The sequence below is a fragment of the Arthrobacter sp. B0316-1-20 genome, assembly GCF_059091865.1.
This window is the reverse complement of the sequence record NZ_JBNHHC010000014.1, coordinates 172,493-186,670: the sequence shown is the minus strand read 5'-3', so window position 1 is coordinate 186,670 and position 14,178 is coordinate 172,493. Positions and strand designations below refer to the sequence as shown.

Genomic DNA, 14,178 nt, shown 5'->3' with positions numbered 1-14,178 from the left:
CGGTGCCCGTCTTTATTTCTTCCCTCCCCGCCCGTGGGGGCCGGCTGCCGGGCCGTCGCCGCCGTCACCTCGCGGGCGTAGAGTCTGCAGGCATGGAGCATCATCACGACCGCCGGGAAGAGCCCGACCAGTTCTGGGAGTCCTTTTACAGCCAACGGGACCAGGTGTGGAGCGGCCGGCCGAACGCCATGCTGGTCCGCGAGGTCTCCGGCCTGCCGCCCGGCACCGCCCTGGAGCTGGGTTGCGGCGAGGGCGCAGACGCCATCTGGCTCGCCGGCAAGGGGTGGACGGTCACCGGCCTCGACATGTCCGGGCTCGCGCTGCAACGGGCGGCCAAACATGCCGACGAAGCCGGTGTTGCGGACCGCATCCGGTGGCTCCGACAGGACCTGGCCCGCTGGGAACCGCGGGAAAGCTACGATCTGGTCTGCGCCCAATTCCTGCACTCGCCGGTCGAGCTGCCGCGGAACGCCATTCTCACCACCGCGGCCCGCGCGGTAGCACCCGGCGGCACGTTGCTGGTTGTCGGCCACGAATCGTTTCCGCCCTGGTCGGGACATCCGGAACCCGAGGAACCGCTGCCCACGGCCGGGGAGCTGGCCGATGCACTCGGACTAGGTTCCCCGGACTGGGCCCTCGACACGCTCGACTCCGTCCCCCGCAAGGTCACGGGCCCGGACGGGCAGACCGCCACGATCACGGACAGCGTCCTGCGCGCCCGCCGGCTGGCCGTTTAGCCGGCATCGGCCCTGGCCTGCATCCGGCTTCTGAGCCGGCATCGGGCGTGGCCTGCAGCGGACTTCTGACCCGGCAGCGGCTTCTTACCCGGCAGCGTGCTCGATGCTGCAGTCCGTGCCGGGGAAGACGACGCTCTCATGGCCGTCGTCGAACCTCACGAAGTAGGGCGGGGCTCCGCCGTCGCCCCTGACCTCGATGACTTCGCCGTGCCGGTCAGCCGCGTCCACCGTCCTGCCCCTGATGACGATGCGGTCTCCGGGTGCTGCGATCATGACCGCTCACCTCCTTTCCCATAGCCTAGGGGAACGGGCTGCGGCCGACCAGAGTCAGCGCACCCAGCGGTGCGGGGCGGGCCGGCGGGTGCTGGGCAGGGCGTTGTTCTCCCGCCACTCGTGCAGCCATTCGGGCAAAACCAGGTCCGCCGGCGGCCGCTGGCCGACGGCGGCGAAGATCTCCTCATTGGAAACCGGGCCCTGCTTCGAAACCAGCCGGGTGGCGATGTAGGCGCGGGCATGGATTTCGCCGTCGGCCACCATGCGCTGCTCGAAGAAGATGGCGCGGTCGTCAAATCCGATGATCCGGGTTTCGATGCTGTATTGCTGGCCGAGTGTGAGCGATTTACGGAAGGAAATGGTCTCCGCGCCGACCACCGGCGACCAGCCCTTGCGGCGGAAGGTGTCCCACACGCCCGCACGCACCATCAGCTCGAAGCGGCCGAGGTCCATCAGCGAGAAATACATCCCGTTGTTGACGTGCATGGCGATGTCGATGTCGGTGGGCAGCACGCGCAGGGACAGCGTGGACGAATCCCATATGTCCAGGGCAGGGCGGCGGCGGGCCGTCAGCAGCAGCAGGAGGGTGCGGAAGATCAGGTGCATGCCGCCATGTTACCCGGAGGTAACTTGCCGGGCGGGCGGGACCGGCTAAGCCGCGCCGGTCCCGCCACTTTCCAGCTAGTCCTGCTACGCGTGGTGTCCGTGTTTTTTGCCGTCCCCGAGGTCCTCCGGCAGTCCCCCCGCGGGATGGTCGGGGCCGCCGGAGCCGTTGATGCGCCCGGCTTGGCCAGGCTGGACGACCGGCGTCTCGGACGTCACCGGCACCGCGAACGGCACGGTGCTGGGGACGCTGACGGCTCCGCGCACCGGGCCCATGCGCCGCTGCCGCAGCGGATCCCGGCGCAAGTCCACGTACAGCGAGAGGCAGAGTCCCACCATGATCAGCACGAAGGGCGTTGACGCCAGGATGGTGAACGTCTGCAGCGCGTCGAGCCCGCCGACGAACAGCAGCACGGCCGCGACGGTACCGGTGAGAACGCCCCAGAGGATGACCAGCGGCTTCCACGGCTCCTTTCGGCCGCGGGAGGAAAGCGTTCCCAGCACGACGGCGCCGGCGTCGGCGCCGCTGACGAAAAACACCGCCGTCAGCACCATCACCACGATGGCCGCGCCGAAAAAGAACGGATAGTTCTGCAGGGTTGCGAAGAAACCGGCCGCCTCGTCTCCGGTCCCGGCAATATCTTCACCGCCCAGTTGGAGGTGGATGCCCGCACCGCCGAACACCGAGAACCAGACCACGCTCACGGCGGTGGGGACCAGCAGCACGCCCAGGACGAATTCCTTGATGGTCCGCCCGCGGGAGATCTTGGCGATGAACGTGCCCACGAAGGGGGTCCAGGAGATCCACCACGCCCAGTAGAAGATGGTCCAGTTGGCCAGCCACTCGGTGCCGCCGAAGACGGCCGAGTGGAAGCTCATGGGGACGATGTTGGCCAGGTAGTCGCCGATCGCGGCGGGGACCAGATCCAGGATGAAGACGGTGGGACCCACCACGAAGACGAACACCAGCAGCACCGCGGCCAGCACCATGTTCGTGTTGCTCAGCCACTTGATGCCGCGGGCAACGCCGCTGGCCGCCGAAATCACCACACCCACGGTCAGCACGCAGATGATCAGGATCGGAGCCACGACGCCGGGGTTCTCCTCGAACCGGCCGGTCCGCAGCAGCGCCAATCCGGCGGCAATCTGCAGCGCCCCCAGGCCCAGCGAGGTCGCTGACCCGAATTTCGTACAGATGATCGCCAGGATGTCGATCGGCTTGCCCCAGCCCTTTTCCTCAATCCGCTCCTTGCCGAAGATCGCCTGGAAGGGCGAACTCATCAGGTTGCCGCGGCCCATCCGGTACGTCGAATAGGCCAGGGCCAGGCCAACCACCGAGTAGATGGCCCACGGGTGCAGACCCCAGTGGAAGAGCGTGTAGGCCATCGCGCTGTTCGCGGCCTCGGGGGATCCCGGAGCGGCATCCACGAAGGGCGGCGGCGAGGCCAGATGAGTGACCGGTTCGTAGACGCCGAAGAACATCAGGCCGATGCCCATGCCGGCGCTGAACATCATGGCAATCCACGACAACGTGGAGAATTCGGTGGTTTCGCCCTCCTGCGCGAGCGGAATGTTGCCATACCGGCCGAAGGCCAGCACCAGCGAAAAGATTACGAAGCCGGTGGCGCCGAGGATGAACAACCAGCCGAAGGAGTTGGTCACCCAGCCGAGAATTGATCCGGTTACTTCGGTCACCTGCTGGGTAAAGAAAACTCCCAGCAGGCAGATGGCAACAATAATGCTGCCTGAAACGAAGAAAACCGTCTTGTCGACGGTATTCCAGCCCCGCTGCCCGTCATCACCCGTATCCCGGGAGACCGTCGGCAAGGGGCCGGTAAATTCGCTGCTCATCACTGATCCTCACTGTTGTCACCGGCTGTGCGCGTGCGGCGCTCCGGGCTTGCTGCGGCTCTTCGATGTCAAACGTCCCGTCAGTATGATGGCAGGCATGAGTGGAGATGGCGACTTTCAGAGCGATGATCAGACCCGGATGGACCACTATGGCGACACCGGGTACACCGCCTTCGGCAGCCACGGCGAGGTGTCCAAGAACGACCCGAGGGTGGTCGCGCATGCCGAAGTGGATGCCGCCAACGCCGCTGTGGCCGTGGCCATGGCGAGCGGGGGTGTGTCCCCGGAGGTCAGCGCCATGCTGGTCAGCGTCCAAAACGACTTGTTCGACCTGATGGCCGACCTGCTGGTGCCGTATCGCGGCAATCAGGCGGCGGACGCCCGCATCATCCCCGAGCATGTGGAGCGGCTGGAACGCGCCATCGAACACTTCAGGCAGGAAGCCAAGGACCTCAGCGGCATGCTGCTGCCGGGCGGAACCCTCTCCGCTGCGCTGCTGTACCAGGCCCGCACGGCGGTGCGTCGCGCCGAACGCGCGGTCTGGGCGGCACTGGATGAGTACGGCGACGTGGTGAATTCCGAGACCGGCCGCTACCTCAACCGGCTCTCCGGGCTGCTCTTCGTGATGGCCCGGGTGGCCAACGCCGAGCACGGGGACGTGATGTGGGTTCCCGAGTCCTCCGTCCGCGGCGTCCTCGAGGACCAGTCCGGCGCCACCGAGTAGCGCTGAGCAGGTAACCGCCGTCACGATCCGGCGGCCTGCCGGGTATCCTCGACGGTGATGAGCATCACCTCCGACGCGCCCGTGGCCAGGGCCTTGACAGAGCCGTCCGCGCGCACTCTGGCGCGCGGCCTGTCGGTGTTAAGCGTCTTCGATGATGGTCATCCGCAGATGCGGGCGGCCGAGGTTGCCGCCCGCGCCGGCCTGAACCGTGCGGCTACCGCGCGGGTGCTCCGGACGCTGGTCAGCCTTGGCTATGTGCGCTGCCGGGATGACCTGTTCTCGCTGGCCCATCAGGCCCTGGAGCTGGGCCACGGCTACGTCGCGGGCTCTCCGCTCGTCCGGGCCTCCCGCGCGGCGGTCCAGTGGCTGACCGGGGAATTCAACGAACCGTGCACGGCGGGCGTGCTGGCCGGCGGCGACGTCATCTGCATCGCGGCGACCCGCGTACCGCGCATGATCCGCGCCGGGCTGACCGTCGGCGCCAAGATTCCGGCGCACGCATCGTCGATGGGCAAGGTGCTGGTGGCCGGGCTGTCCGAGGACGGCCTCCGGTCCGCCGTCGACGGTGGCCTCAGCAGGCTGACCGAGCAGACCATCGACAGCACCTGGCGTTTCCGCCAGGAGATCGAGCAGGTCCGGCGGCAGGGCTACGCGGTCAACAACAGCGAACTGCAGCAGGGCCACCGCACGCTGTCCGTGCCCGTGAGGGACAGTGGCGGCACGGTGCTCGCCGCCGTCGGCGTCAATATGCTGGCCACCCCCGACACGTTGGAGACGGCCATCGCCAGCCACCTCCCGCTGCTGCGCCGCGCGGCGGAGCTGATCGCCGAAAGCGCCACCCGCTAAGAGCCCGACGGCGGTGCCGGCGCGCGGAGCCTGCGGGCGGCGCTGGACGGCGCTGCCTGCGCGCGCGGAGCCTGTGGGCGGCGGTGCCTGCGCGCGGAACCTGTGGGCGCCTGCGGGCGGGCCCGCGCGCGGCGCGGAACCCGCCGAAGCGGGCGCCGCCGTCGTCGTCCTCCCGTTCAGGGGATCAGGACACCGGATCCGCGGCCGCCGCGAACTGCGACATGTAGAGCCGGTAGTACGGGCCTTCGGCCGCCAGCAGCTCCGTGTGGTTGCCCTGCTCCACGATCTTGCCGTCCTCCATCACCAGGATCACGTCGGCGTCCCGGATGGTGGAGAGCCGGTGCGCAATGACAAAGCTGGTGCGGTCCGTGCGCAGCGCGGCCATGGCGTGCTGGACGAGCAGTTCCGTGCGGGTGTCCACCGAGCTGGTCGCCTCATCCAGGATCAGCAGCGACGGGTTCGCCAGGAACGCGCGCGCGATGGTGATCAGCTGCTTCTCACCGGCGGAGACGTTGTTGCCCTCTTCGTCGATCACCGTGTCATAGCCGTCCGGAAGCGCCCGCACGAAGCGGTCCACGTAGGTGGCCTTGGCGGCCGCCATCACTTCTTCCTCGGTGGCGTCCAGGTTGCCGTAGCGGATGTTCTCGTAGATGGAGCCGCCGAACAACCAGGCGTCCTGCAGCACCATGCCCACCTTGGACCGCAGTTCGGCCCGGCTGAGGGCGGTGATGTCCACCCCGTCGAGGGTGATGCGGCCGGCATCCAGTTCGTAAAAGCGCATTACCAGATTCACCAGGGTGGTCTTGCCCGCGCCCGTCGGCCCCACGATCGCCACCGTCTCGCCGGGCCGCGCCGCGAAGGAGAGGTCCTCGATCAGCGGCTTGTCGGGGCTGTAGCTGAAGCTGACGTTGTGGAACCGGACCTGCCCTTCGGTTTGGGCGGGCAGCGATTCGGTGGCGGTGTCCGGGGCCTGCTCGTCGGCGTCGAGCAGTTCGAAGACGCGCTCGGCCGAGGCGACGCCGGACTGCAGCATGTTGGCCATGCCCGCCATCTGGCCCAGCGGCTGGTTGAATTCACGCGAGTACTGGATGAACGCGGTGGCATCGCCCAGGGTCATGGAGCCGGATGCCACGCGCAGGCCGCCCACCACGGCGATTCCGACGTAGCTCAGGTAGGAGATGAACTGCATGACCGGCATGATCATGCCGGAGACGAACTGCGCGCCGAACGAGGCCTTGTAGAGTTCCTCGTTCTTTTCGTCGAACTGTTCCACCGACTGCTGCTCGCGGCCGAAGGCGCGGACCAGATCATGGCCGCTGAACGATTCCTCGATGTGCCCGTTGAGCGCTCCGGTGTTCTTCCATTGCGCGGTGAACAGCTTCTGGCTGCGGGTGCCGATGAGGCCGGCGCCCACCGCGGAAAGCGGCAGGGCGATCAAGGCGATCAGGGCCAGCTGCCAGGAGACGATGAACATCATGATGGTGATGCCCAGCAGGCTCAGCGCGGACATGATCAGCTGCGCGAACGCCTGCTGCAGCGCCTGCTGGATGTTGTCGACGTCGTTGGTCACCCGGGAGAGCATGTCGCCGCGCTGGCGGGTGTCGAAGTAGTTCAACGGCAGCCGGTTCAGCTTGGCTTCCACGTCGCGGCGCAGCCCGAAGACCACCCGCATGACGATTTGGTTCAGCAGCCAACCCTGCAGCCACATGAACAGCGACGCGACCACGTACATCCCCAGCACCAGCAGGATCAGGTTGCCCAGCAGTTGGAAGTCGATGCCGACCCCGGGAACCAGTTCCATGCCGCTGAGCATGTCGGCAAACTGGTCCTGGCCCTGGGCGCGGAGCCCGGCGATGACTTCTTCCTGGCTGGCGCCGGCGGGCAGGTTCGCGCCGATCGCGCCGCTGAAGATGACGTCCATCGCGTTGCCCAGCACCTTGGGCGCAATCACATTAAGCACGACTGCCACCAGCACCATGGCCAGCACCAGGATGATCCCGGCCTTCTCCGGCTTCAGCAGCCCGAACAGGCGCTTGGCGGACGGCCAGAAGTGCTGGGCCTTGCGGACCGGCGTCCCGGTCATGAAGTCCTGGTCGGCCTCGCCCGGCTGGAACTGTTCTTCCAGCACCTCGGCCTCGGCTTCAGCGGCGGCTCCCGGCGTTGGCGCCGTCACGGGGTCCGGCCCGGTGGCCACCTCGGCCGGGGCTTCCTTGTCCGGTGTCATGCCGCTTCCTCCACCGCAGTCTGGGATTGAACAATTTCCTGGTAGGTCTCCGAGCTCTCCAGCAGCTGCCCGTGGGTGCCGCGGGCCACGATCTGTCCGTGCTCCATCACCAGGATCTGGTCCGCGTCGATGATGGTGGCGACGCGCTGGGCGACGATGATGACTGTCGCGTCGCCGGTGGTCCCCTTGAGGGCGGCCCGCAGCCTGGCGTCGGTTGCCACGTCCAGCGCGGAGAACGAGTCGTCGAACAGGAAGACCTTGGGCTTGGCCACCAGGGCGCGGGCGATGCACAGCCGCTGGCGCTGGCCGCCCGACACGTTGGTGCCGCCCTGCGAGAGCGCCGAATGAAGCCCCTTGTCCTTGGCAAGGACGAAGTCCTCGCCCTGGGCCACGCGCAGCGCCTCCCAGAGTTCTTCATCCGTGGCGTCCGGATCGCCGAACCGCAGGTTGTGTGCCACCGTGCCGGAGAACAGGTACGGCCGCTGCGGCACCAGCGCCACGCGGTCCGTGATGTCGGTGCGCTCCATCCGGGTGACCGGAACGCCGTCGATGAGCACCTCACCGCTGTCGGCGTCGAACAGCCGCGGGAGCATGCTGATCAGGGTGGTCTTGCCCGCGCCGGTGCTGCCGATGATCGCCGTCGTCTGCCCCGGCCGGGCCGTGAAACTGACGTTGCGCAGCACGGGTTCCTCGGCGCCGGGATAGGAGTAGGTGACGTCGCGGAACTCAACGACGCCGGCCGGTTCCCGGGCTTGCTGCGGCTCGGCGGGTTCATGCACGGAGGGCTCGACGTCGAGCACCTCGCCGATGCGTTCGGCACAGACCGAGGCCCGGGGAATCATCATCGCCATGAAGGTGCCCATCATCACCGCCATGAGGATCTGCAGCAGGTACTGCAGGAACGCCGTCAGGGCACCGACCTGCATCTCGCCCGCGTCCACGCGAAGTCCGCCAAACCACAGCACCGCCGCCGTGGCCAGGTGAAGGATCATGCCGATCGAGGGGAACATCAAAACGAACAGGTTGCCGACCGAGACCGAGACATCGGTCAGTTCGCGGTTGGCCTTCTCGAAGCGCTTGGCCTCGTAGGGCTCGCGGACAAACGCCCGGACCACGCGGATGCCGGTAATCTGCTCACGGAGCACCCCGTTGATGTTGTCGATCTTCGTCTGCATCATGCGGAAGAGCGGCATCAGCTTCCAGACCAGCAAACCGACGACGACGAACAGCAGCGGCACCGATGCCCACACCAACCACGACAGTTGCAGGTCCTCGCGCAGTGCCATGATGATGCCGCCGACGCACATGATGGGTGCCATCACCATGAAGTTCAGGCCCATCAGCACGAGCATCTGCACCTGCTGGACGTCGTTGGTGCCGCGGGTGATGAGGCTCGGCGCGCCGAATCGTCCTACCTCCCGGGCGGAGAACCCGGTGACCTTGTGGAAAATGCCGCGGCGGAGGTCGCGGCCCAGGGCCATCGCTGCCTTCGAGCCGAAATAAACCCCGGCGATCGCGGCCGCCACCTGGATAAAGCTGACCACCAGCATGAGGCCGCCGGTGCCCCAGATGTAGTCGGTGTCGCCCCGGGCCACGCCCTCGTCGATGATCTGGGCGTTCAGGCTGGGCAGGTACAGCGCGGCGATGGTCGCAATCAGCTGCAGCACCACCACGGCGAACACGTAGGGAAGGTAGGGGCGGCCGTAATGGCGGATGAGGCGGAGCAGCATCGGGACGTGACGCAACTTTCGGCGAAAGGGTGGATTGAGGCCAGATAGAGGCTACACCTTGGCCAGAGCCGCTGTAACCCACGGCAGATGAACTTCTGCCCTGGCCTTCAGCGGACCGCCGGTTACCCCGCGGTTCTTCGTCCCGTGCGACACAAAGCGGCGGCGATTGGCCACGCCTGTAGCCCGCTGGAAGACTGAGGCGCACCAAACCGAGACACGGCGGAGGAAACCTCGTGAACGACCAGATGTTCCAAATCATCGCCATGCTGATTTACATGGCAGGCATGCTGGTCATCGGATGGTGGGCCTACCGGCGCACGAGCGATTTGGACGACTACATGCTTGCCGGCCGCGGCCTCAAGCCCGGCGTCGCGGCACTGAGCGCCGGCGCCTCGGACATGTCGGGCTGGCTGCTGATGGGCCTCCCCGGGGCGCTCTACGTCGGCGGGTTGTTCGAAGCCTGGATTGCCATCGGCCTAACGATTGGCGCCTGGCTCAATTGGAAGTTCGTGGCCCCGCGGCTGCGCTCCTACACGGAGGTATCCAATAACTCCATCACCGTCCCCAGCTTTTTGGAGAACCGGCTCAAGGACCGCTCGCGGCTGCTGCGGATAGTCTCCGGCGTGATCATCCTGGTATTTTTCACCTTCTACGTCTCCTCCGGCATGGTGGCCGGAGGCGTCTTCTTCGAATCCTCCTTCGGCTCCACCTATGGGGTCGGCATGCTCGTGGTCGGCGGCGTCACCGTCCTGTACACGTTGTTCGGCGGCTTCCTCGGCGCCAGCTATACCGACGTCGCCCAGGGGCTGTTGATGTTCGCGGCCCTGCTGCTGGTTCCGATCGTCGGTGTGTTCGCCACCGGCGGCCTGGCTGCCACCATCGACTCCATCCGTGAGGTGAATCCGAGCCACCTCAGCCTGTTCACCGGTGGTGCAGTCGCCGGCATTTCGGCTGCGGCCTGGGGACTGGGCTACTTCGGGCAGCCGCACATCATCGTCCGCTTCATGGCCTTGCGCACGCCCGGCGAGGCCACGGCGGCCCGCCGGATCGGCATCGGCTGGATGCTCATGACGGTATTCGGCGCCGTTGCCACCGCGCTGGTGGGCGTGGCCTACTTCCAGCAGAACCCGGGCGCCACCCTCACGGACGCCAAGTCCGCCGAATCGGTGTTCCTGGACCTCGCGCAGATCCTGTTCCACCCGTTCATCGCCGGCTTCGTGCTGGCCGCGGTGCTGGCGGCGATCATGAGTACGATCTCCTCCCAGTTGATCGTGTGCTCGTCTGCCCTGGTGGAGGACCTGTACAAGATCTTCGCCCGCAAGGACGCCCCGGCGAAGACCCAGGTGATGCTCGGCCGCCTGGGCGTGCTGGTCGTCGCCCTCGTGGCGGGCCTCCTGGCCTGGAGCCGCAACGACACCATCTTGGGGCTCGTAGCCTTCGCCTGGGCCGGGTTCGGTGCATCGTTCGGGCCGACCATCATCCTGTCGCTGTTCTGGCGCAAGCTCACCGTCGCCGGCGCGCTCTCCGGCATGCTGGCCGGCGCGGTCACGGTGTTCATCTGGGGCACCTCGGCGCTCTCGGCCACCATGTACGAGATCGTTCCGGGCTTCATCCTCAACGTCGCCGTCGCCGTCGTCGTCAGCCTCTTCACGCACAAGCCGCAGCCGGACATCGAGACGGAGTTCGCCGAAGCGGTCAGCCGCGCAACCGCGGGGAAGCCGTTCGTGGCTGCCGGAGAGCGCTGACCCACCCGGTCAACGGACCGCAAAGGGTGCCCTTTCCGACGTCGGGAAGGGCACCCTTTCGCGTTGCACACCATGCGCTGCCCGGCAGGCTAAGCGCTCCGCCGCCCGCCCTCGTGATTTACAGCGCCGGCGAGAACCAGCGGCCGGCCGGCAGCCGTCGAAGCTCCGCAAAAATCCCGCGTTAAACCGTCGACATAACTATCTCCATAGGTATAGAGTCGGAGTATCTTGGAAATGTGCAATGCGTCACACTCCGGCCCGCCATCGAGGAGGACAAGAACCCATGAGCGCCAAGAATCTTCAGGAAGTTTTGGACCAGTCCGGCAACGCCGTCGAGATGCTGCGCAACTCGCAGATCGGCGCCTATATTTACCCCGTCGTCGCCCCGGAATTCACGAACTGGCGCAGCGAGCAGCGCGCCTGGCGCGAGTCCGCGGTCCTGTTCGACCAGTCGCACCACATGGACAACCTGTTCATCAGGGGCAAGGACGCCCTGAAGCTGATTTCGGACACCGCCATCAACTCGGTAGCCAACTTCCCCGTGAACAAGGCCAAGCAGTACGTACCCACCACGCCGGCCGGGCACGTCATCGGCGACGGCATCCTGTTCCACGAAACGGAGGACCAGTACGTCTACGTGGGCCGCTCCCCCGCCGCCAACTGGCTGATCTATCACGGTGAGACCGGCGGCTACGACGTGGACATCGAGGTGGACCGGCGCTCCCCGTCGCGGCCCATGGGACAGCCGGTGAAGCGCAAGTACTGGCGCTTCCAGATCCAGGGCCCGAACGCCTGGAAGATCATCGAAAAGGTCAACGGCGGCCAGGTTGAACAGTTGAAGTTTTTCAACATGGACCAGATGCAGGTCGCCGGCCGGCAGGTCCAGACCCTGCGCCACGGCATGGCCGGCGCACCGGGGCTGGAGATTTGGGGACCATACGAGACGTACGACCAGGTACGCGACACCATCCTGGAGGCCGGCCAGGAGTTCGGCCTCTTGGCCGTCGGTTCGCGCGCCTACCCGTCCAACACCCTGGAATCGGGCTGGATCCCCTCCCCGCTGCCCGCCATCTACACCGGCGAGGAACTGCGCCCCTACCGCGAATGGCTCGGCGCCGACAGTTACGAGGCGGTCAACGCGGTCGCCGGCAGCTTCGTTTCGGACAAGATCGAGGACTACTACCTCAACCCGTGGGAGCTTGGGTACGGCCACATGGTGAAGTTCGACCACGACTTCATTGGCCGCGAGGCATTGGAGAAGATCGACCCGGCCGACCAGCGCAAGAAGGTCACGCTCGAATGGAATCCCGAGGACATGGCGAAGATCTTCGCCTCGCTCTTCGACACCGAGGGCACGCCGTACAAGTACTTTGACCTGCCGCTGGCCAACTACGGTTCGTCCAATTACGACGCGGTGCTCGATGCCGCCGGCGAGACGATCGGCCTGTCCATGTTCACCGGCTACTCCGCCAACGAGAACCGGGGGCTGTCCCTGGCCACGGTGGACGCCGACGTGCCGGAGGGCACCGAGGTCACGGTGCTCTGGGGCGAGCCCGACGGCGGTACCCGCAAGACCACCGTGGAGCCGCACCGGCAGCTGAACGTGCGGGCCATCGTCAGCCCGGTGCCGTACTCCCAGGCGGTCCGCCAGGACTACCCCGGCGGCTGGCGCTCCGGCCGGAAGGCCTGAGCCAGGCTGCGGTAGGCCGCGACAGCGGACGGCGGGGAAGGTGCCTGTGGCACTTTCCCCGCCGTTTTGCGCTGCTGAGCCGACATCGGCTGGACGCCGGCCTACGAACCCGCCCGGAGGGCAACCCGCTTCACGCGCCGCTCTGCCTCAGGCAGGGACCGACGACGGCCGCCGTTTTCCGCTGCTTCCCAGGCGGGACCGTCGTCAGCTGCTGTTTTCCTGGCTGCCGGTTTCTTCGACGTACCGCTCGCCCGACTCGGTCTCGCCGACGCGGAAATGCTGCTCCATGTGCTCGATCGCCGCGGCGTCTTCGGGGCCGGGCGCGCTGACTGGATCGTCAATAGCCGTCCGGTCGGCATCGCCGTAGACGTTGGCCAGGCCCTTCTTGGCATCCGCAGGCAACTCACCGGGCGGGAGCAATTCCTCGTCCCGGGAGGTTTCGCGGCCCTGGTTCTCTTCGCGCCCCGTACGGTCGTAGCGGTCCGGGTTGTTGATTTCCTCGCTCATGAATCTCCTTCCCTCAAGCGCTGGTGCGCCCTGCCTTCACCTAACCACAGAGCGGCGGCGCGCAACAGGGCCGGGAACTGCGCACCGCGCCCCCAGGAGTTCCATCAGCCAACCTCGGCGGGGCCACGCCGGTGGCCCGATCCGGCCCTGACTCCGGCGAGCGCCGCTCAGGAGCGGCGTTGTCCAGGTATTAAAACCTGCTCAAGCATCGCCCCTTGTCAGGGCGCCATGGCGCGCCAAAAAATGGACAATTCCGTCTGAACGTGGACAGCGCAGCCCCCGGAAGCCGGCTGCCATCGCCGCGGCGCGGAGTCACCGTCTCCGATGAGCTTCCGTTCGCGCAGCGCTACCGTCCGGCGCGGAAGTCTTTGACCCAGTCGGCCGTGGCCTTCATTCCGCCGAACGTGTAGAAGTGAAGCTTCACCGTGCCGTGCACCGATGGGTCATAACGGCCGGCGAATTCCTCCAGGAACTTGTCCGGCCCGGCGGTCCCCAGCAGGTTGGTCAGGGAAAAGCCGTACTTGTGCACGATCCCGGCCGACGAGGCCACTCCGAACCGCTTGGCATAGTTCAGCAGCCTCTTGACCCCGGCCGGCCCGGGGATGCCGATGCGCACCGGCGCGTGGATTCCGCGGCGGCGGGCCTCGGCCAGCCAGTCGAAGACGGGATCCGTGTCGAAGCCGAACTGCGTGATGATGACCGCTTCGAGGTCTTGCCGCTGCAGTTCGGCATGCTTGTCTTCCAGCGCCTTCCACAACACCTCGCCGGAAATGTCCGGATGCCCCTCCGGGTAGCCGCTGATGCCCACGCGGCGGATTCCGAACCGGGGCAGGAGCCCGCTGCGGATGACCTCGAGCGAGTCCGGATAAGGCCCCATTGGCTCGGCCGGGTCGCCGCCGACCACGAAGACGTCCTCCGGTGCCGCATCGGCGGACAACGCCTGCAGGAAGTCTTCCAACTCGGCCCGCGACGCCAACCGCCGGGCAGAGACATGGGGTACCGGCAAGAAGCCGTGCCGCTTGACGGCGGCCGCCGCCGCAACCCGCGTCGGCAGGTCCTCGTTCCCCAGGAAGGTGACGTTGATCCGCGTTCCCGCCGGAATCGTGCCGGCGGCATCTTCCAGCGCGGGAACATCCTTGCCGGTCATCTCGAGCGAGAAGTCGTCGAGCAATGTCCGGGCCGCCTGGGACGGCGCGTGCTTGGGGTCGGCCATAGTCGGAATTCCTTCCTCGTGTGGTGCCGGTCACC

General features: G+C 66.9%; 12 protein-coding genes. 5 read left to right on the top strand and 7 right to left on the bottom strand.

Features of this window, described 5'->3' with window-relative positions; all coding sequences use genetic code 11:
- The first annotated feature begins 92 nt into the window (after positions 1 to 92).
- The gene (locus AC5RW2_RS22855; RefSeq protein ID WP_494074669.1) at positions 93 to 737 is read left to right on the top strand and encodes an SAM-dependent methyltransferase; all 645 of its coding nucleotides are present in this window, start codon (positions 93 to 95) and stop codon (positions 735 to 737) included.
- Positions 738 to 821: 84 nt separating this feature from the next.
- Here the strand turns inward: AC5RW2_RS22855 and AC5RW2_RS22850 are convergent, their stop codons facing one another.
- The 3 genes from AC5RW2_RS22850 to AC5RW2_RS22840 form a co-directional block, all read right to left on the bottom strand.
- Complete coding sequence (locus AC5RW2_RS22850) at positions 822 to 1,010, bottom strand: DUF1918 domain-containing protein (RefSeq protein WP_494074668.1); 189 nt, start codon at positions 1,008 to 1,010, stop codon at positions 822 to 824.
- 54 nt (positions 1,011 to 1,064) lie between these two features.
- Positions 1,065 to 1,616: an acyl-CoA thioesterase gene (locus AC5RW2_RS22845; RefSeq protein WP_494000890.1), complete on the bottom strand. Its 552-nt coding sequence runs from the start codon at positions 1,614 to 1,616 to the stop codon at positions 1,065 to 1,067.
- A gap of 84 nt (positions 1,617 to 1,700) precedes the next feature.
- Complete coding sequence (locus AC5RW2_RS22840) at positions 1,701 to 3,464, bottom strand: BCCT family transporter (RefSeq protein ID WP_494000891.1); 1,764 nt, start codon at positions 3,462 to 3,464, stop codon at positions 1,701 to 1,703.
- 97 nt (positions 3,465 to 3,561) lie between these two features.
- Here AC5RW2_RS22840 and AC5RW2_RS22835 point away from each other — a divergent pair, with 97 nt between their 5' ends.
- Both AC5RW2_RS22835 and AC5RW2_RS22830 read left to right on the top strand, forming a co-directional pair.
- Positions 3,562 to 4,188: a cob(I)yrinic acid a,c-diamide adenosyltransferase gene (locus AC5RW2_RS22835; RefSeq protein ID WP_494074667.1), complete on the top strand. Its 627-nt coding sequence runs from the start codon at positions 3,562 to 3,564 to the stop codon at positions 4,186 to 4,188.
- A 57-nt stretch (positions 4,189 to 4,245) separates the two neighbouring features.
- Positions 4,246 to 5,034, top strand: coding sequence for an IclR family transcriptional regulator domain-containing protein (locus tag AC5RW2_RS22830; RefSeq protein ID WP_494074666.1), 789 nt, complete (start codon positions 4,246 to 4,248; stop codon positions 5,032 to 5,034).
- A gap of 184 nt (positions 5,035 to 5,218) precedes the next feature.
- Here the strand turns inward: AC5RW2_RS22830 and AC5RW2_RS22825 are convergent, their stop codons facing one another.
- Positions 5,219 to 7,258, bottom strand: coding sequence for an ABC transporter ATP-binding protein (locus tag AC5RW2_RS22825; protein ID WP_494025177.1), 2,040 nt, complete (start codon positions 7,256 to 7,258; stop codon positions 5,219 to 5,221).
- A complete protein-coding gene (locus AC5RW2_RS22820) occupies positions 7,255 to 8,988 on the bottom strand; it encodes an ABC transporter ATP-binding protein (RefSeq protein ID WP_494074665.1) in 1,734 nt (577 codons plus the stop codon). The genes AC5RW2_RS22825 and AC5RW2_RS22820 overlap by 4 nt, the downstream gene beginning before the upstream one ends.
- Positions 8,989 to 9,221: 233 nt before the next feature.
- Between AC5RW2_RS22820 and putP the strand changes: the two genes are divergently transcribed.
- Together putP and ligM are read left to right on the top strand one after the other, a co-directional pair.
- A complete protein-coding gene (gene putP / locus AC5RW2_RS22815; RefSeq protein ID WP_494074664.1) occupies positions 9,222 to 10,733 on the top strand; it encodes a sodium/proline symporter PutP in 1,512 nt (503 codons plus the stop codon).
- Between the two features lie 283 nt (positions 10,734 to 11,016).
- A complete protein-coding gene (gene ligM / locus AC5RW2_RS22810) occupies positions 11,017 to 12,423 on the top strand; it encodes a vanillate/3-O-methylgallate O-demethylase (RefSeq protein WP_494074663.1) in 1,407 nt (468 codons plus the stop codon).
- Positions 12,424 to 12,627: 204 nt separating this feature from the next.
- On the opposite strand, the gene AC5RW2_RS22805 is transcribed toward ligM, so the two are convergent.
- Both AC5RW2_RS22805 and AC5RW2_RS22800 read right to left on the bottom strand, forming a co-directional pair.
- Positions 12,628 to 12,930 carry a hypothetical protein gene (locus tag AC5RW2_RS22805; RefSeq protein ID WP_494074662.1) on the bottom strand — a complete coding sequence of 101 codons (303 nt, stop codon included), beginning with the start codon at positions 12,928 to 12,930 and terminating at the stop codon, positions 12,628 to 12,630.
- A 346-nt stretch (positions 12,931 to 13,276) separates the two neighbouring features.
- Positions 13,277 to 14,143, bottom strand: coding sequence for a methylenetetrahydrofolate reductase (locus AC5RW2_RS22800; protein ID WP_494074661.1), 867 nt, complete (start codon positions 14,141 to 14,143; stop codon positions 13,277 to 13,279).
- Positions 14,144 to 14,178: the final 35 nt, after the last annotated feature.

Excerpts from the sequence above, each read along its gene's own strand:
- AC5RW2_RS22800 (WP_494074661.1), bottom strand. The coding sequence starts at position 14,143 with ATGGCCGACCCCAAGCACGCGCCGTCCCAGGCGGCCCGGACATTGCTC.
- ligM (WP_494074663.1), top strand. The coding sequence starts at position 11,017 with ATGAGCGCCAAGAATCTTCAGGAAGTTTTGGACCAGTCCGGCAACGCC.
- AC5RW2_RS22855 (WP_494074669.1), top strand. The coding sequence starts at position 93 with ATGGAGCATCATCACGACCGCCGGGAAGAGCCCGACCAGTTCTGGGAG.
- AC5RW2_RS22835 (WP_494074667.1), top strand. The coding sequence starts at position 3,562 with ATGAGTGGAGATGGCGACTTTCAGAGCGATGATCAGACCCGGATGGAC.
- AC5RW2_RS22840 (WP_494000891.1), bottom strand. The coding sequence starts at position 3,464 with ATGAGCAGCGAATTTACCGGCCCCTTGCCGACGGTCTCCCGGGATACG.
- AC5RW2_RS22845 (WP_494000890.1), bottom strand. The coding sequence starts at position 1,616 with ATGCACCTGATCTTCCGCACCCTCCTGCTGCTGCTGACGGCCCGCCGC.
- AC5RW2_RS22850 (WP_494074668.1), bottom strand. The coding sequence starts at position 1,010 with ATGATCGCAGCACCCGGAGACCGCATCGTCATCAGGGGCAGGACGGTG.
- AC5RW2_RS22825 (WP_494025177.1), bottom strand. The coding sequence starts at position 7,258 with ATGACACCGGACAAGGAAGCCCCGGCCGAGGTGGCCACCGGGCCGGAC.
- AC5RW2_RS22805 (WP_494074662.1), bottom strand. The coding sequence starts at position 12,930 with ATGAGCGAGGAAATCAACAACCCGGACCGCTACGACCGTACGGGGCGC.
- AC5RW2_RS22830 (WP_494074666.1), top strand. The coding sequence starts at position 4,246 with ATGAGCATCACCTCCGACGCGCCCGTGGCCAGGGCCTTGACAGAGCCG.
- AC5RW2_RS22820 (WP_494074665.1), bottom strand. The coding sequence starts at position 8,988 with ATGCTGCTCCGCCTCATCCGCCATTACGGCCGCCCCTACCTTCCCTAC.